General features: G+C 73.1%; 20 protein-coding genes. 14 read left to right on the top strand and 6 right to left on the bottom strand.

Annotated features, from left to right (window positions below; all coding sequences use genetic code 11):
* Nucleotides 1-399: 399 nt before the first annotated feature.
* Nucleotides 400-1,833: a HEAT repeat domain-containing protein gene (locus tag AB0F11_RS33165; RefSeq protein WP_362181894.1), complete on the bottom strand. Its 1,434-nt coding sequence runs from the start codon at nucleotides 1,831-1,833 to the stop codon at nucleotides 400-402.
* Nucleotides 1,834-2,068: 235 nt separating this feature from the next.
* Here AB0F11_RS33165 and AB0F11_RS33160 point away from each other — a divergent pair, with 235 nt between their 5' ends.
* Both AB0F11_RS33160 and argH read left to right on the top strand, forming a co-directional pair.
* Nucleotides 2,069-3,262, top strand: a complete 1,194-nt coding sequence (locus AB0F11_RS33160; protein ID WP_362181891.1) for an argininosuccinate synthase — start codon at nucleotides 2,069-2,071, stop codon at nucleotides 3,260-3,262.
* Nucleotides 3,263-3,353: 91 nt separating this feature from the next.
* On the top strand, nucleotides 3,354-4,784 hold the full coding sequence (gene argH / locus AB0F11_RS33155; protein ID WP_362181888.1) for an argininosuccinate lyase: 1,431 nt from the start codon (nucleotides 3,354-3,356) through the stop codon (nucleotides 4,782-4,784).
* Nucleotides 4,785-4,996: 212 nt separating this feature from the next.
* On the opposite strand, the gene AB0F11_RS33150 is transcribed toward argH, so the two are convergent.
* Nucleotides 4,997-6,187, bottom strand: a complete 1,191-nt coding sequence (locus tag AB0F11_RS33150) for a hypothetical protein (protein WP_362181885.1) — start codon at nucleotides 6,185-6,187, stop codon at nucleotides 4,997-4,999.
* Nucleotides 6,188-6,294: 107 nt separating this feature from the next.
* Complete coding sequence (locus AB0F11_RS33145) at nucleotides 6,295-6,810, bottom strand: HAD domain-containing protein (protein ID WP_362181882.1); 516 nt, start codon at nucleotides 6,808-6,810, stop codon at nucleotides 6,295-6,297.
* A gap of 84 nt (nucleotides 6,811-6,894) precedes the next feature.
* Between AB0F11_RS33145 and AB0F11_RS33140 the strand changes: the two genes are divergently transcribed.
* The 3 genes from AB0F11_RS33140 (at nucleotide 6,895) to AB0F11_RS33130 (ending at nucleotide 10,544) form a co-directional block, all read left to right on the top strand.
* Nucleotides 6,895-7,446, top strand: coding sequence for a helix-turn-helix domain-containing protein (locus tag AB0F11_RS33140; protein ID WP_362181880.1), 552 nt, complete (start codon nucleotides 6,895-6,897; stop codon nucleotides 7,444-7,446).
* A complete protein-coding gene (locus AB0F11_RS33135; protein WP_362181878.1) occupies nucleotides 7,443-8,999 on the top strand; it encodes an MFS transporter in 1,557 nt (518 codons plus the stop codon). Before AB0F11_RS33140 ends, AB0F11_RS33135 begins: the two co-directional genes overlap by 4 nt.
* A gap of 69 nt (nucleotides 9,000-9,068) precedes the next feature.
* Nucleotides 9,069-10,544 (top strand): membrane-associated oxidoreductase, encoded by a 1,476-nt coding sequence (locus tag AB0F11_RS33130; RefSeq protein WP_362181876.1) that lies wholly within the window; start codon nucleotides 9,069-9,071, stop codon nucleotides 10,542-10,544.
* Between the two features lie 17 nt (nucleotides 10,545-10,561).
* Here the strand turns inward: AB0F11_RS33130 and AB0F11_RS33125 are convergent, their stop codons facing one another.
* Nucleotides 10,562-11,254, bottom strand: coding sequence for a lysophospholipid acyltransferase family protein (locus tag AB0F11_RS33125; RefSeq protein WP_362181873.1), 693 nt, complete (start codon nucleotides 11,252-11,254; stop codon nucleotides 10,562-10,564).
* Between the two features lie 194 nt (nucleotides 11,255-11,448).
* Here AB0F11_RS33125 and AB0F11_RS33120 point away from each other — a divergent pair, with 194 nt between their 5' ends.
* The 3 genes from AB0F11_RS33120 (at nucleotide 11,449) to AB0F11_RS33110 (ending at nucleotide 13,831) form a co-directional block, all read left to right on the top strand.
* On the top strand, nucleotides 11,449-12,663 hold the full coding sequence (locus tag AB0F11_RS33120) for a glycerophosphodiester phosphodiesterase (RefSeq protein ID WP_362181870.1): 1,215 nt from the start codon (nucleotides 11,449-11,451) through the stop codon (nucleotides 12,661-12,663).
* 105 nt (nucleotides 12,664-12,768) lie between these two features.
* Entirely contained in the window at nucleotides 12,769-13,290 is a 522-nt protein-coding gene (locus tag AB0F11_RS33115) for a sigma-70 family RNA polymerase sigma factor (protein WP_362181867.1), read from the top strand.
* A 37-nt stretch (nucleotides 13,291-13,327) separates the two neighbouring features.
* The gene (locus AB0F11_RS33110) at nucleotides 13,328-13,831 is read left to right on the top strand and encodes a GNAT family N-acetyltransferase (protein ID WP_361918789.1); all 504 of its coding nucleotides are present in this window, start codon (nucleotides 13,328-13,330) and stop codon (nucleotides 13,829-13,831) included.
* A 43-nt stretch (nucleotides 13,832-13,874) separates the two neighbouring features.
* Here the strand turns inward: AB0F11_RS33110 and AB0F11_RS33105 are convergent, their stop codons facing one another.
* Both AB0F11_RS33105 and AB0F11_RS33100 read right to left on the bottom strand, forming a co-directional pair.
* On the bottom strand, nucleotides 13,875-14,252 hold the full coding sequence (locus tag AB0F11_RS33105) for a hypothetical protein (RefSeq protein ID WP_362181897.1): 378 nt from the start codon (nucleotides 14,250-14,252) through the stop codon (nucleotides 13,875-13,877).
* 88 nt (nucleotides 14,253-14,340) lie between these two features.
* Nucleotides 14,341-14,709, bottom strand: coding sequence for a hypothetical protein (locus AB0F11_RS33100; RefSeq protein ID WP_362181864.1), 369 nt, complete (start codon nucleotides 14,707-14,709; stop codon nucleotides 14,341-14,343).
* A gap of 624 nt (nucleotides 14,710-15,333) precedes the next feature.
* Here AB0F11_RS33100 and AB0F11_RS33095 point away from each other — a divergent pair.
* The 6 genes from AB0F11_RS33095 to cobT all read left to right on the top strand — a co-directional run bounded on the left by AB0F11_RS33095 (nucleotide 15,334) and on the right by cobT (nucleotide 24,199).
* A complete protein-coding gene (locus AB0F11_RS33095) occupies nucleotides 15,334-16,383 on the top strand; it encodes an ATP-binding cassette domain-containing protein (RefSeq protein WP_362181861.1) in 1,050 nt (349 codons plus the stop codon).
* Nucleotides 16,380-17,048 (top strand): methionine ABC transporter permease, encoded by a 669-nt coding sequence (locus AB0F11_RS33090; RefSeq protein ID WP_362181858.1) that lies wholly within the window; start codon nucleotides 16,380-16,382, stop codon nucleotides 17,046-17,048. The genes AB0F11_RS33095 and AB0F11_RS33090 overlap by 4 nt, the downstream gene beginning before the upstream one ends.
* Nucleotides 17,049-17,200: 152 nt before the next feature.
* Entirely contained in the window at nucleotides 17,201-18,064 is an 864-nt protein-coding gene (locus AB0F11_RS33085) for a MetQ/NlpA family ABC transporter substrate-binding protein (protein WP_362181856.1), read from the top strand.
* A gap of 259 nt (nucleotides 18,065-18,323) precedes the next feature.
* On the top strand, nucleotides 18,324-19,007 hold the full coding sequence (locus AB0F11_RS33080) for a GNAT family N-acetyltransferase (protein ID WP_362181854.1): 684 nt from the start codon (nucleotides 18,324-18,326) through the stop codon (nucleotides 19,005-19,007).
* A 133-nt stretch (nucleotides 19,008-19,140) separates the two neighbouring features.
* Entirely contained in the window at nucleotides 19,141-20,454 is a 1,314-nt protein-coding gene (gene cbiE / locus AB0F11_RS33075) for a precorrin-6y C5,15-methyltransferase (decarboxylating) subunit CbiE (protein ID WP_362181852.1), read from the top strand.
* Between the two features lie 259 nt (nucleotides 20,455-20,713).
* Entirely contained in the window at nucleotides 20,714-24,199 is a 3,486-nt protein-coding gene (gene cobT / locus AB0F11_RS33070; protein ID WP_362181850.1) for a nicotinate-nucleotide--dimethylbenzimidazole phosphoribosyltransferase, read from the top strand.
* The last annotated feature ends 401 nt before the right edge of the window (nucleotides 24,200-24,600 follow it).

Raw genomic sequence — 24,600 nt, 5'->3', positions numbered from 1 at the left:
GTCGGACAGGAGCGCGTAGCGATCTGGGGCGCCACATCAGCCCAAGGCGGGCGGTAGTCGCCGTCGGGCGGGAGCGCGTAGCGATCTGGGGCGGGCTGGTGTGCTGGGTGGGGTCGGTGATGCGGGGGATTGGTCTTGGGTCCCCCTGGGCGTCCTTTTCCCAGGGGGTGGGTCGACAGTCTTTGTCGGTGCGGGACGGGGTGGGCGGTCAAGGGTGGCCGTAGGCCATCGCGAAGCGACGCGACCGTAGGGAGCGCCCTTGAGGGCCCGCCCCGTCCCGTGCTGACACTGGACTGGCGGACCGCCCCCGGCCACCTCCCTGATCCTGGTGCAGGAGATCCCGGCTCTTCCTGTCACTGCCGCCGGTCCTCCGACCCCGCCCGAGCCCAAGCCCCCGCCCTACTCCCCCTCTCCCTCCCCCTCCCGCTCCGCCTCTTCCGCCGCCCACAGCACCATCGACGCCGCCCACCGGAGCCCCGGGTCGCCGTCCTCGGCCAGGGTCCTGGCCGTCTGCAGCGTCGCGGGGCCGTTCTGGATGCGCAGGAGGCGGAATGCCGCCCGGCGGGTGTGCCGGCGGTGGCTCGTGCTGCAGAGCGCGGACAGGGCCGCCGGATCCAGCCGGTCCACCACCGGCCGCAGGGTGCGGCGGGCCTCGCGGGCCACCGACGGGGCCGGGTCGTCCAGCAGGGCGAGCAGCTTGGTGTCCTCCGGGGCCGGGTCCAGCCGCCGCAGCCCTGCCACGGCTGCGGCGCGCACCCGGCCGGTGGGGTGCTCGAGGAGGTCCCGCAGCAGCGGGAGGTCCGCCGGGTCGCCGCACTCGGCGAGGCCCGACACCGCGTACGGGGACGGCTCCGCCGGGTCGGTCACCAGCCGGCGGTAGTGCTCGCGCGGGTCCCCGCCGGCCCGGTCGACGAGCCGGCGGGCGCAGGCCCGTACCTGGGCGGACCGGTCGGCCAGGTACCGTACGACCTCCTCGGCCCGGCCGGCGTCCTGCAGCGCGGTCAGCCCGGCGGCGCGCACCGCGGGGAGGCGGCCGCCGAGCAGTACCTCGGTCACCTCCCGCTGCGCCGCGTCCTGCCGCCCCGCCCCGGCCCACCGCCCCCCGGCCCGCCCCGCAGCCAGGGCCCGCGTCACGGCGTCCGTCCACATCCCGGCGGTCACCGCGTCGTGCTCGGCGGCGGCCTCCCGGGCCATGTCCGGTACGGACATCGCGCCGCGGGTGCGGGCCAGGGTGATCCGCGCGGCGAAGCGCCGGGTCGGCACGTCGTCGAAGCGGCGGAGCCAGGTCAGCATCTCGTCGGCCTCCCGCCGTGTCGGCCGGCCCGTGAGGAGGCCGACGCGCCACCACTGCGCGAGGCGCGGCTCGCGCAGGTGCAGGGCGGCTTCGAACAGCTCCACCGCCCAGCCGCCCTGCTCCCGCCCGGCCAGCCGGATGACGAGCGGCAGGGCGGTGAACACGGTGTACCGGGCGTCGACGGCCACGGACTCGACCAGCAGCCGCCGGGCCTTGGCCCGCACGGCCGGAACCCAGTCGGCGCAGCGGATCACCACGAGAGGCAGCGGCAGCGAGGTCGGCGCCGCCATCCGTCCGGGCAGCCGCGGGCGCAGCGAGAGGAGCGCCGCCTCCCGTACCCGCCCGTCCGGATGGCACAGCCGCAGCTCGACCGGTGCACCAGCGCGGTTTCGGACCGTTGCGCCCCGTACCTTGCGCGCGTACGCCTCGAAGGTCAGCCAGGCGTGCATCCCCGTGTACGGCGGTATGGGCCGCACGGGTGTCGCCCCGCCGAGGAGCAGCTCCAGTGCAGCGTTGCGTCCCCACGCCTCCGCCCTCATGCGATCCCACTGACCCGTCCCCATGTGCACTCCCGCCCCCATGTGCGTCCCGCCCCGCTCTTCCCACCCGTCCCGTGGCACCCTTCCGGTACCCCGCGCCTGAGCGTACTGGTGGGACCCGCCCCCGCCGGCCGATATTTCCGCTGGTCAGGGACGCTGCCACGCCCTCATTGACGAAACATACGGAGTAGTGCATAGTTATGCCTGTCGTTGAATGCACCGTAAGGAGAAACCCGTGACCGAGCGCGTCGTACTCGCCTACTCGGGCGGCCTGGACACCTCCGTCGCCATCGGCTGGATCGCCGAGGAGACGGGCGCCGAGGTCATCGCCGTTGCCGTGGACGTCGGCCAGGGCGGCGAGGACCTGGACGTCATCCGCAAGCGCGCGCTCGCCTGCGGTGCCGTCGAGGCCGAGGTCGCCGACGCCAAGGACGAGTTCGCCAACGAGTACTGCCTCCCGGCGATCAAGGCGAACGCCCTCTACATGGACCGCTACCCGCTGGTCTCGGCCCTCTCCCGCCCGACGATCGTCAAGCACCTGGTTGCCGCCGCCAAGAAGCACAACGCCGGCATCGTCGCCCACGGCTGCACCGGCAAGGGCAACGACCAGGTCCGCTTCGAGGCCGGCATCCAGGCGCTCGGCCCGGACCTCAAGTGCATCGCCCCGGTCCGCGACTACGCGATGACCCGCGACAAGGCCATCGCCTTCTGCGAGGCGAAGAACCTCCCGATCGCGACCACCAAGAAGTCCCCGTACTCCATCGACCAGAACGTCTTCGGCCGCGCCGTCGAGACGGGCTTCCTCGAGGACATCTGGAACGCCCCGATCGAGGACATCTACGAGTACACCTCCAACCCCGCCACCCCGCGCGAGGCCGACGAGGTCGTCATCTCCTTCAAGGAGGGCGTGCCGGTCGCCATCGACGGTCGCCCCGTCACCGTCCTCCAGGCCATCCAGCAGCTCAACGAGCGCGCCGGAGCCCAGGGCATCGGCCGGATCGACATGGTCGAGGACCGCCTCGTCGGCATCAAGTCCCGCGAGGTGTACGAGGCCCCGGGCGCGATCGCGCTGATCACCGCCCACCAGGAGCTCGAGAACGTCACCGTCGAGCGCGAGCTGGCCCGGTACAAGCGGCAGGTCGAGCAGCGCTGGGGCGAGCTCGTCTACGACGGCCTGTGGTTCTCCCCGCTCAAGCGCGCCCTGGACGGCTTCATCAACGAGGCCAACCAGCACGTCACCGGCGACATCCGGATGACCCTGCACGGCGGCCGCGCCGTCGTCACCGGCCGGAAGTCCGAGGAGTCCCTCTACGACTTCAACCTGGCCACCTACGACACCGGCGACACGTTCGACCAGTCCAAGGCCCAGGGCTTCATCGACATCTTCGCCCTCTCCGCCAAGATCGCCGCGAAGCGCGACCTCGCCTGAGTCGTTGTGCACTGCAGTACCCCGACGGCCTCCCCGTTACCTCCGCGGCGGGGAGGCCGCCGTACACCCACCCTTCTGAGGAGCAGTACCTGTGAGCAGCAACAACGGTGGTGACGTCCGGCTCTGGGGCGGCCGGTTCGCCGACGGCCCGGCCGAGGCCCTCGCGAAGCTCTCCGCGTCGGTCCACTTCGACTGGCGCCTCGCGCCGTACGACATCGCCGGATCCCGCGCCCACGCCCGCGTCCTGCACAAGGCGGGCCTGCTCACGGCCGACGAGCTCGACCGCATGATCGCGGGCCTGGACCGGCTCGAGGCGGACGTGGCCGACGGGTCGTTCACCGGCACGATCGCCGACGAGGACGTGCACACCGCCCTGGAGCGCGGCCTGCTGGAGCGGCTCGGCGCCGAGCTGGGCGGAAAGCTGCGCGCCGGCCGGTCCCGCAACGACCAGGTGGCGACGCTCTTCCGGATGTACCTGCGCGACCACGCCCGGATCATCGGCGGCCTGATCGCCGAGCTCCAGGACGCGCTGGTCGGCCTCGCCGAGGCGCACCCGGACGTGGCGATGCCCGGCCGGACCCACCTCCAGCACGCGCAGCCGGTGTTCTTCGCGCACCACGTCCTCGCGCACGTGCAGTCACTGTCCCGGGACGCCGAGCGGCTGCGCCAGTGGGACACCCGCACGGCGGTCTCCCCGTACGGCTCCGGCGCCCTCGCCGGCTCCTCGCTGGGCCTGGACCCGGAGGCGGTCGCCGCCGACCTGGGCTTCGAGCGGGGCTCGGTCGGCAACTCGATCGACGGCACGGCCTCGCGCGACTTCGTCGCCGAGTTCGCGTTCATCACCGCGATGATCGGGATCAACCTGTCCCGGATCGCCGAGGAGATCATCATCTGGAACACGAAGGAGTTCTCCTTCGTCACCCTCCACGACGCCTTCTCCACCGGCTCTTCGATCATGCCGCAGAAGAAGAACCCGGACATCGCCGAGCTGGCGCGCGGCAAGTCGGGCCGGCTCATCGGCAACCTGACGGGCCTGCTGGCCACCCTCAAGGCCCTGCCGCTGGCCTACAACCGCGACCTGCAGGAGGACAAGGAGCCCGTCTTCGACTCCTGCGACACCCTGGAGGTCCTGCTGCCTGCCTTCACCGGCATGATGGCCACCCTCACGGTCAACCGGGAGCGGATGGAGGAGCTGGCGCCCGCCGGGTTCTCGCTCGCGACGGACATCGCGGAGTGGCTGGTCAAGCAGGGCGTGCCGTTCCGGGTGGCGCACGAGGTGGCCGGCGGGTGCGTGAAGGAGTGCGAGTCGCTCGGGATCGAGCTCGACGAGCTCACCGACGAGCAGTTCGCGAAGATCTCGGAGCACCTCACTCCCGAGGTCCGGACCGTGCTGAACGTGCCGGGGGCGCTCGCCTCCCGCAGCGGCCGCGGCGGCACCGCCCCCTCGGCTGTGGCGCTCCAGCTCACCGAGCTGAAGGCGGACCTGGTCATCCAGCACGCCTGGGCCACGCACAAGCAGTAGCCCCATGGCACCGCCGCCGTACGGCACAGGCCCGTACGGCGGCCCCCGTACCCCCGCGGCCCTGCGGCCCGCACGCCCGTCGGCCCTCCGGGCCCGGGCCCTGCACGTCCGCACGCCGCGGGATGCCCGGAGGGGCGGCCGGAGCCCTGCGCTCCGCCCGCCCCTCCGTCGTGTCCGCGCCCGGGCCCACACCCGCGCCCGCTCACGCGCGCTCAGCGCACCGGGTGCTCCGGCTCGTAGTTGGTCAGGACGCAGCCCTCCACCTGGGCCTTCTCCAGCCGGTACCCGGCGGGGGCCGAGAAGCCGGGCACGCAGTTCAGGTACAGGAACTGGAGCTGGTACAGGACGAACCGGGCCGAGGCGTTGTTGGTCTCCACGGCGACGTTCTCGCCGACGAGCAGCTTGCTGGCGGTCGCCCTCAGCCTCCCGTCGTCCTTCAGGTCGGCCTGCTGGGCGGCCTTCGCCTTCGTCTGGAGCTTCTTCATGTCGCCGACGGTGTCGAGCCAGCTGAGGTCGTGGGCGCGCCGCTCACCCGCCGGCTGGCCACACAGCGCCCGCCCGGTCACGCCCCAGTCCAGTGCGTTGCCCTTGACCACCGGCTGGTAGTCGATGGACTCGATCGCCACCGCCTCGGGGTCGGTGGAGAAGTGCTCCTTGCAGGCCAGGGGGCTGTTGTTCACGAGCGTGCGGAGCTCGGCGATGCTGCCCGCGCGCGCAAGCCCGAGGCTGCCGGTGGCCGGCTGGCCGGGCTTGCCGTCCGGGCCTTCCTGTGGGGTCTCGAAGTTCGGGCTGCCCTTGCCGTCCTTGGCGGAGACGAAGTCGGTGAGGCCGCAGCCCTCCACGAGCGGCTTCTCGTACTTGTACCCGTCGGGTGTCCTGCCGCTCGGGTTGCAGACGAGGACGCGCATCTCGGAGCGCACCAGGGCCATGGAGGTCTTCGGCAGGGTGGGGAAGGCGACGAAGCCCTTGCCGATGAGGACGTTGCTGAAGAGCCCGTACGCCCCGTCGCCACCGGCGATCTTGTCCATGACGTACTGCTTGTAGCCCGCCTGGAACTCCTTCATGTCCTTGGGGACGGCGATGACGATGTCGCTCTTGTCGGCCGTGGTGCTGCAGACACCGATCTCCGTCACCGACCACTGCCCGACCTTCGGGAAGTCGCCGCTCGGGATCCTCGGGTCGTCGGCCTTCGAGCTCAGGTTCTCGCAGCCCGCCCATTCGCGCATGTACTGCTGCGCCTTGACGAGCGGGCCGTCGCCGGCGGCGCCCTCGGCCGCTGCGGGGGAGGCGGTGGAGGCGGGTGTGCCCGGTGGTGCCGCCTGGCCGCCGCCTCCCTTGCATGCGGGCAGCACGGCGAGGCAGGTGAGGGCGGCGGTCATGGCGAGGATCCGCTGGATGCGCATGGGTCGCTTTCGTCGGACGGAAGATCGCAGGGGTGGCATGCGCATGCTATGGCGGCGGGACGAGCGTGATCAAAACCGCCGCCCCTCACCGCACCCCTGCGCGCCCCTCACGCCGCCCAGTCCGCCAGCGTGTCGAAGTCGCTGCGCGTGAGCCCGACTTGCTCGTCGATGCGCAGCAACAGCGCCCGCGCCGGGTGGCGTTGGTCGACGTACTCCCGGTCCATGGCGGTGATGTCGTCGTCGATCCACGCGAACTCCCGCTCGCCCGCGTACTCCAGGATGTACTGCGTCTTCCAGAAGGTGCCGCGCGGGGCGCGCCCGTGCATCTGCGGCCAGTCGATGTACGGCAGCCGCGGCAGGCCCAGGTGCGGGGCGATCCAGTCGTTCGCCTCGTCCTTCCAGGTCGTCGCCCACACCAGCTCGTAGGTGTCCGCCAGCTCGAGCAGGTCCGCCCCGTGGTCGGGGTTCAGCCACACGCGCAGCGGCTTGCGGCTCTCGGCCTCGGTCCAGCCGGTGGGGCGCATGCGGTGGGTGGTGTATCCGTCGGGGCGGCGCTGGGGCTGGGCCGCGTAGGGGTTCAGCGGGCCGTCCACGTCGATCAGGAGCAGCGGCTTCGGCGTCATGTACACAGCATTCCTCTCAGGGGTGCCCACGGGCACCCGAAATAAAATGAGACATGTACGTCTCATTTGGTGTAACGTTGTCTCATGGCCATGGATCGTGACCAGGTGCTCCGCGACGCCGCGGCCCTGCTCTCCCGCAAGTCGACCGCCACGATGGACGAGGTCGCCCGCGCCGCAGGCATCGGGCGCGCCACCCTCCACCGGCACTTCGCCGGGCGCGACGCCCTCGTACGGGCCCTGGAGGAACTCGCCATCCGCGAGTTCGAAGGGGCCTTCGACCGCGCCCGCCTCGACGAGGGCACCGCGGTCGACGCGCTGCGCCGGCTCGTCGCGGAGAGCGAGACCAACGCCCAGCTGCTGGCCTTCCTCGTCACCGAGAACCAGCTCTTCGAGGGCGAGCAGGTCAATGAGGGCTGGGCCCGGCTCGACGCCCGCGTCAGCGCGCTCTTCCGACGCGGCCAGGCCGAGGGCGACATCCGGATCGACCTGAGCCCCGCATGGCTCACCGAGGCCCTCTACGGCCTCATCGGCACCTACGCCTGGGCCGTCACGGACGGCCGGGTCGCCGCCAAGGACTTCCAATACATGATCACCGAGCTGTTGCTCGGTGGCGCCAGACGGAGTGATAGGACATGACCAGGACCGAGCAGCTGAAGCCCCGTACGGGGGCGGAGGTCACCGGTGGCGGCGGCAGCCGCGGGCGCTGGCTCGCGCTCGCCGTGCTGGTGCTCGCCGTCCTCCTCGTCGCCGTCGACGCCACCGTCCTCGGCCTCGCCACCCCGTCCCTCTCCGAGGAACTCAAGCCGTCCGGCACGCAGCTGCTGTGGATCGGCGACATCTACTCGTTCGTCATCGCCGGCCTGCTCGTCTCCATGGGCTCCCTCGGTGACCGAATAGGGCGCAAGAAGCTGCTCCTGATGGGCGCGACCGCCTTCGGCGCGGTCTCCGTCCTCACGGCCTGCGCCACCAGCCCCGAGATGATGATCGTGGCCCGGGCCCTGCTCGGCGTGGCCGGCGCGACCCTGATGCCGTCCACCCTGGCGCTGATCCGGAACATCTTCTCCGACCCGCGCGAGCGCAGCCTCGCCATAGGCATCTGGGGCGCCACCGCCTCCGCCGGTGCAGCCGTCGGCCCCGTCGTCGGCGGTGCGCTGCTCCAGCACTTCTACTGGGGCTCGGTCTTCCTGATCAACCTCCCCGTGATGATCGTCCTGGTCGTCGTCGGCGTCAAGCTGCTGCCCGAGTCCAAGAACCCGGTCGCCGGGCCCTGGGACCTGCTCAGCGTCGGCCTCTCCCTCGTCGGCGTCATCGGCGTCGTCTACGCCGTCAAGGAAGCCGCCACCCACGGCCCGACCCCGCAGGTGGCGCTCGCCGCCGCCGTCGGCGCGGCCGCCCTGTACGCCTTCGTGCGCCGCCAGTTCACGCTGCCCGCGCCGCTGCTCGACATGCGGCTGTTCAAGGACCGCGGGTTCTCCGGCGCCGTCGTCGCCGACCTGCTGACCGTCTTCGGGCTGTCCGGACTGCTGTTCTTCCTCTCGCAGTTCCTCCAGCTCGTCCAGGGCCGCGAGCCGCTGGAGGCCGGTCTCGCCGAACTGCCCACCGCCGTCGGCGCGGTGGTCACCGGTCTGGTCGCCGGTCACGTGGCCCGCCGGTTCGCCGTCCGCAGGGTCGTCGCCGGCGGCCTCGGCGCCATCGGCCTGGCGCTCGGCGCGCTCACCCTGGTCCACCAGGACAGCGGCTACCCGCTGCTCGGCGTGTCCCTGCTGATCGTCGGCCTCGGCGCGGGCTTCTCCTTCACCGTCACCGCCGACGTGATCCTCTCCAGCGTGCCCAAGGAGCAGGCCGGCGCCGCCTCGGCCGTCTCCGAGACGGCGTACGAGCTGGGCGCCGCCCTCGGCATCGCCCTCCTCGGCTCCATCGTCACCGGCGTCTACCAGGGCTTCACCGCCCCCGCCACGGTCCCCGCCCCGGTCGCCGAGGCCGCGCACGACTCCCTCGGCGGCGCCGTCGAGGCCGCCAGGGCTCTGGACCCGCAGACCGCCCACACCATGGTCGGCGCCGCCCAGGAGGCCTTCGTGGACGGACTGCGCCTCGCCTCCGGCGTCAGCGCGGTCGTCCTGCTGGCCACGGCCGTCGCCGCCTGGTTCCTGCTCAAGGGGCAGAGGCTCCAGGACGGCGTGGAGCACTGACGCAACGCCAAGGGAGAGCCCTCCCCACGGAATTGACAGTCCGTCGGGGCGGGGGACACCATCCGGGCGATGGAGATCACAGACCTGACCCCCGCCGAACGCCGGGTGTGGGAGGCCTTCCCGCGCGGTGAGGGCGTCGACTTCCGCGAGAGCCCCGACGAGCCCTCCGAGGGCGGCGCCTCCTGGGGCCCCGAGCGCACCGTACGCGCGGAGGTGCTGCGGGCCCTGCTGGTCGCCGGCCCGACGGAGCACGGCCGGGTCCCCGGCCTCAAGCTGTACGGCGCCCGGATCAGCGGCAAACTCGACCTGAAGTACGCGGTCGTGGACCACCCCGTCCGGATGCGCTCCTGCTGGTTCGAACGCAAGCCCATGATGTACGGCGCCCAGATGCGCGCCGTCGTCCTCGGCGACTCCACCCTGCCCGGGCTCACCGCCGCCACCGTACGGGTGGACGTCGTCCTGCGGCTCTCCCGCTGCACCATCAGCGGCCCCGTCCGGCTGGCCGGCGCGCGGATCACGGGCGGGCTCTTCCTCCAGGGGGCGGTGATCCGGTCCGGCAGCCTCCCCGACGAGGCCGACGAACCGCCGCTCCAGCTCAACCACGCCGACATAAGCACCGACATCATCGCCGACGACCTCACCGTCCACGGCCAGATCCGCATCAACGGCGCCACCGTCGCCGGCCAGATCAGCCTGGACCGGGCCAGGCTGATCAACCCGGGCGGGATCGCCCTGCACGCCGAGACCGTCTCCGTCGGCACCGACCTGCGCGGCCACCGGCTCCAGGCCGACGGGATGGTCAACCTCACCGGCGCCCGGATCCCCGGCCAGCTGATGCTGACCCGCGCCCGGCTGGCCAACCCCGACGGGGTGGCCCTGCGGGCCTCCAGCTGCCAGATCGGCGAGCTGTGGCTCCGCAAGTGCCCGCCCATCGACGGCATCGTCAACCTGCGCCGCAGCCAGCTGGACATGCTGTACGCCGAACCCGGTGTCTGGCCGCCCGTGGTCCGCGCCGAGGGGCTCACGTACCGGGTGCTGCACCCGCACCTGCCCGCCGAGGAGCGGCTGCCGCTGCCGGAACGCGAGGAGAGCGGCTACCTCCCGTACGCCTACGAGCAGCTCGCCGCGGCCTACCGCACGGTCGGCGACGAGGCGGGCGCCCGGACGGTCCAGCTCGCCAAGCTCCGCCGGCACCGGCGCACCCTGCCCCGGCACACCCGGCTGTGGGGGCTGCTCCAGGACGGCACCGTCGGCTACGGCTTCCGGCCGCTGCGCGCGGCCGGCTGGCTCCTGCTGCTGGTGCTGACGGGGTGGGTCGCGTACGGCCTCCACCACCCCAGGCCGCTGAAGCCGGGGGAGGCCCCCGACTTCAACCCGCTCTTCTACACGATCGACCTGCTGCTGCCGATCATCGGCTTCGGGCAGGAGGAGGCCTTCGCGCCGGCCGGCTGGTACCAGTGGCTGTCGTACCTGCTGATCGTGACCGGCTGGATCCTCGCCACGACGACCGCGGCGGGCGTCAGCCGGTCACTTCGGCGCCAGTAGGGGAGTGCCGGGGAGGGTCAGGCGGCCTTCGCCTTGGTGGCGTACATGTCCACGTACTCCTGGCCCGACAGCCGCATGACCTCGGCCATCACCGAGTCGGTGACCGCGCGCAGCACGTACCGGTCGCGGTCCATGCCGTCGTAGCGGGAGAACTCCATCGCCTCGCCGAAGCGGATGGTGACCCGGCCCGGGCGGGGCATGCCCTTGCCGCCGGGCTGGAGCTTGTCGGTGCCGATCACCGCGAACGGGACGACCGGGGCGCCGGTCATCAGGGTGAGGCGGGCGATGCCGGTGCGGCCGCGGTAGAGGCGGCCGTCGGGGGAGCGGGTGCCCTCCGGGTAGATCCCGAAGATCTTGCCCTCCTCCAGGATCCGGCGGCCGGTCATGAGGGCCGCGACGCCGCCGTTGGCGCCGTCCCGGTCGACCGGGATCATGCCGGACCCGGTGAAGAACCAGGCCATGGCGCGGCCCTTGATGCCCTTGCCCGTCACGTACTCGTCCTTGCCGATGAAGTGGACCGTGCGGTCGCACACCAGCGGCAGGATCATCGAGTCGATGAAGGTGAGGTGGTTGCCCGCCAGGATCACCGGACCGGATCCCGGGATGTTCTCGATGCCCTCCACCCGGGTACGGAACATCATGCGCATGACCGGTCCGACAGTGGCCTTGATGAGCGCGGTACGGAACAACGTGAGCCCTCCGGCATCCATAAAGCGGCAACGCACGACGCGGCGGCCGTGCAGGTGAGGACGATACTCGCGGGTCAGCTCTGATCGCACATCGGGTTCACCCGGTGGAAACGCAGTGTTGACGCACGTTTGAGCCATGTTTGACCCGTTCCCCCCTGTCCGTCACCATCCCCTGCCTACGATCGGCTCTCCTCTCACACCAAGGAGTGGCACAGATGACGCAGGGTGGGGCAGCGCGGCGTACGGTCCTGGGGGCCGCCGTCCTGGCGGCGGGGGCCGGCGTGGCGGGACTCTCCGCGGGACCCGCGGCCGCGGCGGAGGCCGGGGAGCCGCAGGCGCCGGGACAGCCGGGACAGCCGGGGCAGTCGTCGGACACGGAGCGGTCGCGCCACGGTGGCGGCTACAAGGACCTCCCGGTGCCGCTGGTCATCGGCCACCGCGGCGCCTGCGGGTACCGGCCCGAGCACACCCTGGGCTCGTACGCCCTCGCCCTCGACCTGGGTGCCGACGTCGTCGAGCAGGACCTGGTCCCGACGCGGGACGGCCATCTGGTGTGCCGTCACGAGAACGAGATCGGCGGCACCACCGACGTCGCCGACCGCCGCGAGTTCGCCTCCCGGCGTACGACCAAGACGGTCGACGGGGTCGCGGTCACCGGCTGGTTCACCGAGGACTTCACCCTCGCCGAGCTGAAGACCCTGCGGGCGAAGGAACGCATCCCCGCCGTGCGCCAGCGCGGCACCCTGTACGACGGCCGCTGGGACGTGCCCACCTTCGAGGAGGTGCTGCGCTGGGCCGAGCAGGAGGGCAAGCGCCGCGGCAGGCGCATCTGGCTGCACGTGGAGACCAAGCACCCCACCTACTTCCGGGGCCTCGGGCTCGGCCTGGAGGAGCCCCTCGCCCGGCTGTTGCGCCGGTACGGCCGCGACGGGCGCACCGCCCCGGTGTTCCTGCAGTCCTTCGAGCCGTCCAGCATCCAGCGCCTGGGCCGGCTGGTCGCGGCGCCCCGCGTGGTCCTGCTCGGGGCCGCGAACACCCGGCCCTGGGACTTCGAGGCGGCGGGGGACCGGCGTACGGTCGCGGACCTGGTCACGCCCGAGGGGCTGAAGTGGATCGCCGGCTTCGCCCAGGGCATCGGCCCGACCATGGACCTGATCCTGCCGCGCGATGCGGCGGACCGGCTCGGCGCCCCGACCACCCTGGTCAAGGACGCGCACGCGCAGGGCCTGGTGCTGCACCCCTACACCGCGCGCAACGAGAACAGCTTCCTGCCGGCCGAGTACCGCAAGGGCGCCGACCCGGCGGCGTACGGAGATGCCTTCGGGGCCTTCCGCAAGTACTTCGAGCAGGGCATCGACGGCATCTTCACGGACAACCCGGACACCGGCCTGCTCGCGGCGGAGGACTTCCGCCCGGGGCGCGGCCGGTAGACCCCCCAGGGCATCGACGGGACGGCCGCAAAGCGGAATATCCCGTTCGGGTGGGCTGCGTCGGGCGGGGAAACCGCCGGGCGCAGCTCGCGCGTCCCGCCCGGCATGGACCTGCTGAAGGACTCCGACCTCCTGAACCAACTGGGCCCGCTGCTCTCCGCCGAGGCGGCCGCGGAGGCCCCGGGCGCCGGTGTGGAAGCCGCCGACCTGGAACAAGCCGTCTGGGTCAGGCTGCTGGAGCGCGGCCCCGCCCCGGCCCCCGCCGAGCCGGCCCGCTGGCTGCGCCGGGCCGTGCGCGCCGAGGCGCGTGTCGCCCGGCGCCGCGCCCGCCGGGAGATCCCCTACGGCTGCCGGCCCGGGAACGCCGGAGCCGCACCCGAAGAGGCCCTGCTGCACGGCGAGGACACCCGGGCCCTCCGATCGGCGGTCGCCCGATTGCCCGGACGCTGTCCGGAGCTCATCCGGGCACTTCTGTCGCCCAGAGACCTGACTTACCGTGAAATCGCAGGAGAGTTGGGTATCTCACAAGGAAGTTTGGGACCCGTCCGTTCCCGTTGCCTGGGATGTCTGCGCAGAATGCTCGCGTCGGAGGTTGCGGCTCCCCGCCCGCGGGGAAGGGAGCGGTAGACCAATGGGCTACCAGGTGAGCGGGAGGCATGCGCACATGGGCATGAGCGTGACCATTTCGGCGGCGGGCGCCGAGGACACCGAACAGATCCTCAAACTCCAGTACCTGGCGTTCCAGCGCGAGGCCGAGCTGTACGGCAACTACCGCATCGAGCCGCTCACCCAGACACTCGACTCCCTCAGGGCCGAGCTCGCCTCGGACACCGTGCTCGTGGCCCGCCTCGGCGACGAGGTGGTCGGCACCGTGCGCGGCCGCGTCGACGAGGAGGGCGTCGGCAGCATCGCCAAACTCTGCGTGCACCCGCGGCTCCAGGGGCACGGCCTCGGCGCCCGGCTGCTGAGCGCTGCGGAGAAGGCCCTGAAGGGCCACGGCGAGCCCACCCGCTTCCGCCTGCACACCGGCCACAAGAGCGAGTCCAACCTGCGCCTGTACCGCAAGGCCGGCTACGTACAGGTCGGCGGCCGCACGGCCGACGACGGCGTGAAGCTGGTGATCCTGGAGAAGGAGGCGGGCGCCGCCGACTTCGCGGTCAGCGCCTGACACAGGGCCGGCGCCTGATCCGCGGTCAGCGCCTGACGCGCGGTCAGTGCCGGTTGCGGCGCAGCCAGAGCATCCCGGTGACCGGCAGGATCACCGGGATGAACAGGTAGCCCATGCCGAACTGGGACCACACGGTGCTGTCGGGGAAGGACTCGGGGCGCACCAGCGTCCAGGTGCCCACGATGAGTACGCCGGCCAGCTCGGCGGCGCAGCACACCCGCGCCGCCCGGCGGGCCGTCTCCCCGCCGCGCACCAGGGAGTACGTGATGAAGCAGTACACCAGCGCGGCCAGGCCGGTCAGCGTGTACGGCAGCGGGGCCCGGTCGAACTCGGTGGAGATCTGGTAGACCGAGCGCGACACCGCGCCGACGGTGATCACCCCGTACACCCAGACCAGCAGCAGCCCGGGTCCGGAGACCAGCCGCTTGCGCGGGGCCGGTGCGGCGGAGCCGGCGGGAGCGGCCGGCTCGGCGGCGGAGCCGGGAGTCGGCTCGGCGGTCTTGTCGGTGTCAGGCACCGGGGGTCCCCCAGATGTCGTAGAGCCGTACTTCCAGGACGGCGAGGACGACCGCGCCGGCGGCCACCGTCACCGAACCCCACTTGGTCCGCTCCGTCAGCGAGAGCAGCCCGGCGGCCGGGACCGCCGCGAAGGCGCCGACCAGGTAGGCAACGAAGATCACCGAGCCCTCGTCGGGCCGCTTGCCCTGGGCCAGGTGGACCAGGCCGATCGCGAGCTGGGCCAGGACCAGCAGGGTCACGACACCCATGCCGATGAAGTGCCAGTCCTTGGTGGGCTGGTTCCGCAGCGAGGCGAAACCGCACCAGGCGGCGAGGGCGAGTGCGGCCACACCGATGGCCGCCGTCAGGGCGTCGAGCATGCAGGGAGCGTAGTACGGGCCCGTCGGCCGGGTGCGCCCGCCCCTGGGCCCCGGCGGCCCCAGGGGGCGGCCCCGCGCGGTCGGCGTCTCCGCCGCGGCGGCAGTGGTCTTGACCACAGCGCGGGCCGCCCGGTGGTGCGGTGCACCGCTGGGCGTGGGCCTCTCGTACGGGCGCTGCGGGCACTGTCCGTGCAGCTCAGCGCCCTGCCCGGCTCGCGGGACAGAGAGGCGGGGCTGACCGGTCCCGTCCGAAATGCGATCAGGTTCTGTCCGCTATCCGGACAGTTTTGATCGCTGAAGGGATATGTCTGCTTTACTGGGGCCCATGACCACGACGAGCAGCCGCACCCTTGCGACCGAGGCGACGATGACGCCCGGTGCTCGTTGTATGTGTCGAATGTGCGCCTTCTGAGGGCCCCTTTCCTCCCGTCCCGCGCCCCGAAGCGAGACCGGCCGAGCCCGTCCGCCCCGCCGCTGAAACACCAGCACGGACCGGACCGCTCCTGCCCCGCGCATGCGTGAAAACCGCCGACAACGTCCGGTTCGACCCGTATCGCGTCCCCAGATGTTTGCCCCGTGCCCGGCGCACCGCAACGCCGCGCACTCGACAGCGACGGAATTCCTGTGATCACCACATCGGGCCTCACGAAGGTCTACCAGTCCCGTGGCCGCGACGTCACAGCCCTGGACGGCGTCGACCTCCACGTCCGCGAGGGCGAGGTCTACGGCGTCATCGGCCAGAGCGGCGCCGGCAAGTCCTCCCTCATCCGCTGCGTGAACCTGCTGGAACGCCCCACCTCCGGCACCGTGACCGTCGACGGCGTCGACCTCACCGCCCTCGCCGGCCGCGGCCGCCGCGCCGGCAAGGAGCTGCGCGAGGCCCGCAGCCGCATCGGCATGGTCTTCCAGCACTTCAACCTGCTGTCCTCGCGCACCGTCCAGGCCAACATCGAGCTCCCCCTGGAGATCCTCGGCGTCTCCGGCCGCGAGCGCTCCCGCAAGGCCCTCGAACTCCTCGACCTCGTCGGCCTCTCCGACAAGGCCAAGGCCTACCCCGGCCAGCTCTCCGGCGGCCAGAAGCAGCGCGTCGGCATCGCCCGCGCCCTGGCCGGCGACCCCAAGGTGCTCCTCTCCGACGAGGCCACCAGCGCCCTGGACCCCGAGACCACCCGCTCGATCCTGCAGCTGCTGCGCGACCTCAACCGCCAGCTCGGCCTGACCGTCCTGCTCATCACGCACGAGATGGACGTCGTCAAGACCATCTGCGACTCCGCCGCCCTCATGAAGCAGGGCCGGATCGTCGAGTCGGGCACCGTCTCCGAACTGCTCGCCACCCCTGGATCAGAACTCGCCGAGGAGCTCTTCCCCGTGAGCGGAACCGCCACCGGACCCGACCGCACCGTCGTCGACGTCACCTTCCACGGCGAGGCCGCCACCCAGCCGGTCATCTCCCAGCTGTCGCGCACGTACAACATCGACATCTCGATCCTCGGCGCCGCGATGGACACCGTCGCCGGCCGCCAGATCGGCCGCATGCGCATCGAACTGCCCGGACGGTACGAGGACAACGTCGTCCCCGTCGGCTTCCTGCGCGAGCAGGGCCTCCAGGTCGAGGTCGTCGCCGACGACGTCGACGCCGAACTCGCCCAGCTCGTCAAGGACGGTGCCCAGTGACCTGGTCGGAGATGCAGCCCCTGCTCGGCCAGGGCACGTACGACACCCTCTACATGGTGCTGTGGTCCACGCTGGTGACCGTCCTCGGCGGACTGCCCGTCGGCATCCTCCTCGTCCTCACCGACAAGGGCGGCCTCCTGCAGAACCGGCCGCTCAACAAGGTCCTCGGCGTGATCGTGAACATCGGCCGCTCGCTGCCGTTCATCATCCTGCTGATCGCCCTGATCCCGGTCACCACCGCCGTCGTCGGCACCTTCATCGGCCCCACCGCCATGATCGTCCCGCTCGCCATCGGCGCCATCCCGTTCTTCGCCCGCCTCGTCGAGACGGCCGTCCGCGAGGTGGACCACGGACTGGTCGAGGCCGTCGAGTCCATGGGCGGCGGCATCCCGACCATCGTCGGCAAGGTGCTCCTGCCCCAGGCCCTGCCCTCGCTGGTCGCCGGCGTCACCACGACCCTGATCACCCTCGTCGGCTACTCCGCCATGGCCGGCGCCGTCGGCGGCGAAGGCCTCGGCTCCAAGGCCGTCACCTACGGCTTCCAGCGCTTCGAGACCGGCTTCATGCTCGCCACCGTCGTGATCCTGATCGCCATCGTCACGGTGATCCAGCTCATCGGCGACGGCGTCGTACGCCTCCTCGCCCGCCGGGGCCGCACCGCCTGACCGGCGGCCGGGACACCCACCCCTGCGCCCACAGGGTCACCCCTCACAAGACCACCCCACCCCCACAAAGCCCGCACTTGTCGTGCTTGGGCCTCCACCCGCAAGAACCGCGCACGATCTGCGCACTTGCACCGCAATGAAAGGCACTCTTCGTGCGTAAGAACATCAAGCTCACCGCCTTCGCCGCCGCCACCGCCGCGCTCGCCCTCGGCCTCACCGCCTGCGGCAGCTCCTCCGACCCGTCCTCGGGCCAGGCCGGCGGCGCCCAGGCCGACGAGAGCAAGCCCCTCGTCGTCGCGGCCTCCCCGAGCCCGCACGCCGACATCCTGAACTTCGTCAAGGACAAGCTCGCGGCCAAGGAAGGCCTCAAGCTGGAGGTCAAGGAGTTCACCGACTACGTCCTGCCCAACACCGCCACCGAGCAGGGCCAGGTCGGCGCCAACTTCTTCCAGCACAAGCCGTACCTCGACGACTTCAACAAGAAGAACGGCACCCACATCGTGCCCGTCGTGAACGTGCACCTGGAGCCCCTCGGCCTCTACTCCAAGAAGGTCAAGGCCCTCACCGACATCAAGGCCGGCCAGACCATCGCCGTCCCCAACGACACCACCAACGAGGGCCGCGCCCTCCAGCTCCTCGCCGCGAACAACCTGATCACCCTCAAGGAAGGCGTCGGCACCAGCGCCAAGCTGTCCGATATCGCCGACAAGAAGGGCCTGGAGTTCAAGGAGCTGGAGGCCGCCACCGTCCCGCGCGCCCTCAACGACGTCGACGCCGCCGTCATCAACGGCAACTACGCCCTGGAGGCCAAGCTCAACCCGGCCAAGGATTCCCTCGCCCTGGAGAAGGCCGAGAACAACCCGTACGCCAACTTCCTCGCGGTCAAGGCCGGCAACGAGAAGGACCCGCGCGTCGAGAAGCTCGCCAAGCTCCTCAACTCCGACGAGGTCAAGAAGTTCATCGAGGAGAAGTACCAGGGCTCGGTCATCCCCGCCTTCGGCGCCCCGAAGTCCTGACCCGCCGCGCCCCGCGCGCCCCGGCGCCACCCCGGCACCCGGCCCGCGCACCCCGGCACCCGGCCCGGACAACCGGACACCCGGCCCCGCACGCCCTCCCGGGCGGGCGGGGCCGCGGCCTGCCCGCTTCCGGGCAGGGGCGGCCATGCACATCCGCCGGGCGATGCTGCATGCTGTGGCTGGACGGCCCGCACGACGGCGCCCCCGCCCACCCGGTCCCGCACCACGGTCGCCCCACCTCTCAGGCATGGAGCTGCGCATGACTACCACCTTCCCGGACGTCACCATCAGCACGGACCGGCTGGTGCTGCGCCCCTTCGACGTGGAGGACGTCACCGCGCTCGCCGAGATGATGAACGACGAGCACATCACCGCCTGGACCTCCGTACCGCACCCCTACACCCACGCCGACGCCCACGGCTGGGCCACCCGCCACTCCCACGCCGAACGCACCGAGGGCCGCGGCATCGTCTTCGCCGTCGCCGAGTTCCTCACCCAGCGCCTCGTCGGCATCGTGCACCTGCAGAACACCAACTGGCGCACCCGCAGCACCGAGGTCGGCTACGTCACCGCCCCCTGGGCCCGCGGCGAGGGCTACGCCAGCGAGTCCGTCCTCGCCGTCGCCCAGTGGCTCTTCCGCGACCAGGGCTTCGAACGCCTCGAACTGCGCACCGCCGCCGACAACACCGCCTCCCAGCAGGTCGCCCAGAAGATCGGCTGCATCAGCGAGGGCGTCCTGCGCAACGCATGGATAGTGCGCACCCAGAACGCCGACGGCACCTGGAGCGACACCCGCACCGACCTCATCGTCTGGAGCCTCCTGCCCGAGGACCTCGACGACCTGGACGAACTCGACGAATACGGCATGCAGGACGGCTACGGATACGCCGTCGCCCGGCAGGCAGACGCCGGCGGCCACCGCGTCGGCGCCGACTGGAACTGACCCGGCGGCCGGGGAGCGGGTAGTCTCACCGAGCAGCCCGGGCCCCCGCGCGCCCCACGAACTGCGCCCCCCGCGAACTGCGCCCGCCCCACCACGCACCGCGCCCGCCCCCCACCCCAGGAGACTGACGACGATGGCCGACCGGGTCACGGTGATCGGCTGGGACGGCTCCCCCCTGACCGCGGCCGCCCGGTCCGCGCTCTCGGCCGCCACCCTCGTCGCCGGCGCCGCCCACCACCTGGCCCTCCCCGAGGTCCCGCCCGCCGCCGAACGCATCCGCCTCGGCAGCCTCGGCCTCGCCGCCCGCCGCATCGCCGGCCACCGCGGCACCGCCGTCGTCTTCGCCGACGGCGACCCCGGCTTCTTCGGCGCCGTACGCACCCTGCGCGCCCCCGAGCACGGCCTCGAGGTCGAAGTCGTCCCCGCCGTCTCCGCCGTCGCCGCCGCCTTCGCCCGCGCCGGCATGCCCTGGGACGACGCCCAGGTCGTCGTCGCCCACCCCCGCACCCTGCGCCGCGCCGTCAACGTCTGCCGCGCCCACGGCAAGGTCGCCGTCCTCACCTCGCCCGGCGCCGGCCCCGCCGAACTCGCCCTGCTGCTCGGGCCCGTCCACCGCACCTTCGTCATCTGCGAGGAACTCGGCACCGCCCGCGAGCAGGTGACCGTGGTCACCTCCGACCGGGCCGCCGACCACAGCTGGCGCGACCCCAACGTCGTCATCGTCATCGGCGGAACCGCAGCACACCCCGGACCGGCCGCGCCCGGCGCCGCCGGCGCGCAGGGCGCGTACGGCGGGCAGGGCACCTACGGCGGCCACGGCGCACACGGCGCATACGGGGCGCACGCTGGGCAGCCCCACGCCGCCGACCCCGCCTGGCTCCTCGGCCACCACCCCGCCCGCACCGCCGAACGCGGCTGGGCCCGCCCGCACCCCGACGCCGGCGAGGGCGAGTCCGCCCCGCTGCGCGCCGCCCAGCTCGCCCGCCTCGGCCCGCGCACCGGCGACCTCGTCTGGGACATCGGCACCGGCACCGGCGCCCTCGCCGTCGAGGCCGCCGCCTTCGGCGCCGCCGTCATCGCCGTCGACGCCGACCCCCGCGCCTGCGAACGCGCCACCGCCGCCGCCCGCCGGCGCGGCGTACAGCTCCAGGTCGTCACCGGGCGCGCCCCCCACGTCCTGGAGGACCTCCCCGAGCCGGACGTCGTCCGCGTCGGTGGAGGGGGCGCCGAGGTCGTCGCCGCCGTCGCCGAGCGCCGCCCCGAACGGATCGTCAGCCACGCCTCCACGCGCGACGAGGCCGAGGCGATCGGCCGCGCCCTCGCCGGCGGCGGCTACACCGTCGAATGCGCCCTGCTCCAGTCCGTCGGCCTCGACCCGCGCACCTGGGACGAACAGGACCGTACCGTCGTGTTCCTCCTGGCAGCCGAACGCCCGGTGAACCGCTAGGCCACGGGCCGGGGTAGGCTGGCCGATCGTCGTACTGCCCTGGTATGCCCCGGGGTGACGGCACAGGAAGACACGCGACGTGGCGCAGTCCACAGCAGACCGTGGCGGTTTCGGCCGCCATGGTGGCGAACGGGCGCGACAATGCTTACTGGTTGTCGCACAGGACGTACGCGAGACAACGCGTCGCACGGCAACCCCGCTCGTTGGTCATGTGGGCGCCGGGCGAACGAAGAGGCAACACGATGGGCGAGGGGTACGCATGACTGACGCCGGCCAGGTACCGGGCGAGGGACTCCCGGACAACGCGGGCATGGTGGATCAGCAGGGCATTCCCGCTGCGGCCCCGCAGCCGGGCGCCGTCCCCGCTCCCGCCCCGGGGGGCTACGCCTTCCAGGACCTCGTGGACAACCCGGCCGAGGCGGAGGACGAGGAACTGCTGCTGATGCCGAGCGGCCACGGGCAGGGCTCGTGGAGCGACCCGCAGGTCGTGCCGCCCGCACCCGTCTTCCCCGTCGAGACCTCCTACGGCGACGCCCCGTACGCCGAATACCCCGAGGCGCAGGCCGCGTACGCCGAGCCCGCCTACCCCGCTCCCGCCGACGCCCCCGGCTTCCCCGACCCGGCCGCCGCCGAGGCCCCGTACGCCGCGGGCGCCCACGAGGCCGGCGGCCGCGACTCCGGTGCCCTCGACCTCGGCGGGCTCCTCGCCCCGCCGCCGGCCGGCGCCGTGCCCCCCGCCTCGCCGATCGCCCCGGTGGCGGCCGGCCGCCGTCCGCTGCACATGGGCCCGCCCGTGCCCGATGCCACCGGCGGCGTCGTCCGCTCCCTCGCCGACCGCGGCCCGGCCGCGCCGGTCCCGCCCGCCGCGGCCGTGGCGGGCGGCCCCGTCGCGCCGACGCCGACGCCGACGCCGACGCCGATGCCGGTGCGGCATCCCGGACCGCCGACCACCGGCCCGGAATACCTGGACGTGCCGCGGCCCGACGCTGCCGCCGCGGCGGGCGCACCGCAGCAGCTCGGCGAGATCCCGCCGCAGGCCGGCGCGCCGTGGGGCGCGCAGCCGGAGCCCCAGCCGGGGGTCGGGGTGCCCGCCGAGGCCGTGGCCGTGGCCGGAGGCGTGCCTGCGCCCGGCCCTGACGCCATTGCCGTCGCCGTGCCTGCCCCTGGCCCTGAGGCCGTTGCCGTGCCTGCCCCCGGCCCTGACGCCGTGGCCGTGCCTGCCGCTGAGGCCGTCGCCGTGGCCGTGGCGCCCGCTGAGGCCGTGGCCGTGCCGGTGGCTGCCGTGCCGGTGGCCGAGGGTGCTGCCGTGCCCGCCGCCGAGGCCGTGGCCGGCGGCGAGGCCGCCGTGCCCGCGCCTGCCGAGGCCGTTGCCGTGGCCGCCGCCGAGGGCGTGCCCGCCCAGGCCGCCGCGGGGGAGCAGCAGCCGCAGCCCGTTCCCGGCCCCGAGGGCGTGCCCGCGCCGGAGGGCGCCGTCGTGCCTGAGGCCGCTCCGGTGGCCGCGGGCGTCGCCATGGCCGCCCCCGTCGCCGAGGCCGCCGTGCCCGCGGCCGAGGCCGCCGCGGCCCCGGAGGCCCCCGTCGCCGTAGCCCCCGAGGCCCCTGTTTCGGCCGAGGCGCCTGTTATCCCCGAGGCGCCGCAGCCCGAGCAGCAGTCCGCCGCGGCCCCCGCGCCCGAGGCCGTCGACCCGGCCACGGCGGAGGCCGTGGCTCCGGCCGCCGCCCCGGAGGCCGTGGAGGCCCCGGCCGCGCCCGCCGAGCCGGTCGCCGTACAGGCCGAACAGGCGCCCGCCGAGCCGGTGGCGCAGCCCCAGCCCGAGCCCCAGCCCGCGGAAGCGGTGGCCCAGCCTGCCGACGCCGCCCCGGAGCCCGTCGCCGCGGCCGCCGCGCCCACCGAGGAGCAGGCCGCCGCCCCCGAGGAAGCCGTGGCCGCCCAGGCCGACGACGCCCCCGAGGCGGTCCCGGCCGCCGCGCCCGAGGACGCCCCCGCCGACGAGGTCCCCGTGCCCTCCGCGGGCGAGGCCGCGCCGGGATACGCCGACGCCGAGCGCGAGGCCGTCCTGCGCGTCATGCGCGAGCGCCGCGACATCCGCAACGGCTTCCGCACCGACCCGATCCCCCACGAGGTGCTCCTGCGCGTCCTGGAGGCCGCGCACCACGCGCCCAGCGTGGGCCACTCCCAGCCGTGGGACTTCGTCGTCATCCGCTCCGCCGAGACCCGCCGGACGATGCACGAGCTCGCCCAGCGCCAGCGCGAGGCCTACGCGAAGTCGCTGCCCAAGGGCCGGGCGAAGCAGTTCAAGGAACTCAAGATCGAGGCCATCCTCGACACCCCGGTCAACATCGTCGTCACCGCCGACCCCACCCGCGGCGGCCGCCACACCCTCGGCCGGCACACCCAGCCGCAGATGGCCCCGTACTCCTCGGCCCTGGCCGTCGAGAACCTGTGGCTCGCCGCGCGCGCCGAAGGCCTCGGCGTCGGCTGGGTCAGCTTCTTCGACGAGCGCGAAATGGTCCGCGAGCTCGGCCTGCCCGAGCACCTCGAGGTCGTCGCGTACCTGTGCGTCGGCTACGTCGACGAGTTCCCGGAGGAGCCGGAGCTGATGCAGGCGGGCTGGTCCCAGCGCCGCCCGCTGGCCTGGGTCGTGCACGAGGAGACGTACGGGCGCCGCGCGCTGCCCGGCGAGGCCCCGCACGACCTGCTCTCCGAGACCGTCGCCGGCATCCGCCCCCTCGACGCGAAGGCGCTCGGCGAGGCCTGGGAGCGGCAGAAGCGCATGACGAAGCCCGCGGGCGCCCTCGGCATGCTGGAGATCATCTCCGCGCAGCTCGCCGGCCTCTCCCGGGTCTGCCCGCCGCCGATCCCGGAGCCCGCGGCCGTCGCGATCTTCGCCGGTGACCACGGCGTGCACGCCCAGGGCGTGACCCCGTGGCCGCAGGAGGTCACCACCCAGATGGTGGCCAACTTCCTGGGCGGCGGCGCCGTCTGCAACGCCTTCGCCAACCAGGTCGGCGCCGAGGTCTGCGTCGTCGACGTCGGCGTCAAGGGCGACCTGCCCGCCACCCCGGGCCTGCTGCCCCGCAAGGTCCGCCCGGGCACCGACGACCTCTCCGCCGGCCCCGCTATGAGCCGCGAGGACGCGATCGCCGCCATCGAGGTCGGCATCGAGACCGCCCGCGACCTCGTCGCGGCGGGCAACAAGGCCCTCCTGACGGGCGAGATGGGCATCGCGAACACCACCGTGTCCGCGGCCCTGATCTCCGTCTTCACGGGCGTCGACCCGTCCGAGGTCACGGGCCGGGGGACCGGCATCAACGACGAGACCCACGCCCGCAAGGTCGATGTCGTACGGCGCGCCCTGGAACTCCACCAGCCCGACCCGGCGGACCCGATCGGCGTCCTGGCGGCCATCGGCGGCCTGGAGCACGCGGCGATCGTCGGCCTCATCCTCGGCGGCGCCTCCCTGCGCACGCCGGTCATCCTGGACGGCGTCAGCGCCGGCGCGGCCGCCCTGGTGGCCCGCGCCATCGCCCCCGAGTCCCTGTCGGCGTGCATCGCGGGCCACCGCAGCGCCGAACCGGGCCACGTGGCCGCCCTGAACAAGCTCGGCCTGCGCCCCCTGGTCGACCTCGACCTCCGCCTCGGCGAGGGCACGGGCGCCCTCCTGGCCCTGCCCCTGGTCCAGAGCGCGGCCCGCGCGATGCACGAGGTCGCCACGTTCGACTCGGCGGGCGTGACGGAGAAGTAGCGGGGCGCAGCGCACGCGCTGCCGCGTCAGCCGGGGCCGGACACCATGGGGTGTCCGGCTTTGGCGTTTGTGCTGGGGCCCGCCATCTCCCCCTCGAGGCGTCGGGGGCCGGTCGGTGGCTGCCCACCCGCCGCCCCGGGGTCTGTGGCGGGCCGAGTGCCGAGGCGGGCCGGGGTCGGGGGTCGGCGGAACCGGGCGAGCGGAGAGGGCCAGCTCCCCGAAACCCAGTCGGGCGGGATCCGCTCCCCCCGCATCAGGGAGGGGATGGGGGTTTCCCGTCAGTCTCATCGTCCTTCCGTGGCGGGACGGCCTGTCAAGAGCGCTCCTTCGTCGCGTCGCTGCGCGATGGCCTTCGGCCACTCTTGACAGGCCGTCCCGCCACGGAAAAACGAAGACTGCCG

This window comes from Streptomyces sp. NPDC032472, from assembly GCF_040636955.1.
In the GTDB taxonomy this organism is placed as follows: domain Bacteria; phylum Actinomycetota; class Actinomycetes; order Streptomycetales; family Streptomycetaceae; genus Streptomyces.
Note: the sequence above shows the minus strand (reverse complement) of the source record. Positions and strands in the feature narration are given on the sequence as shown.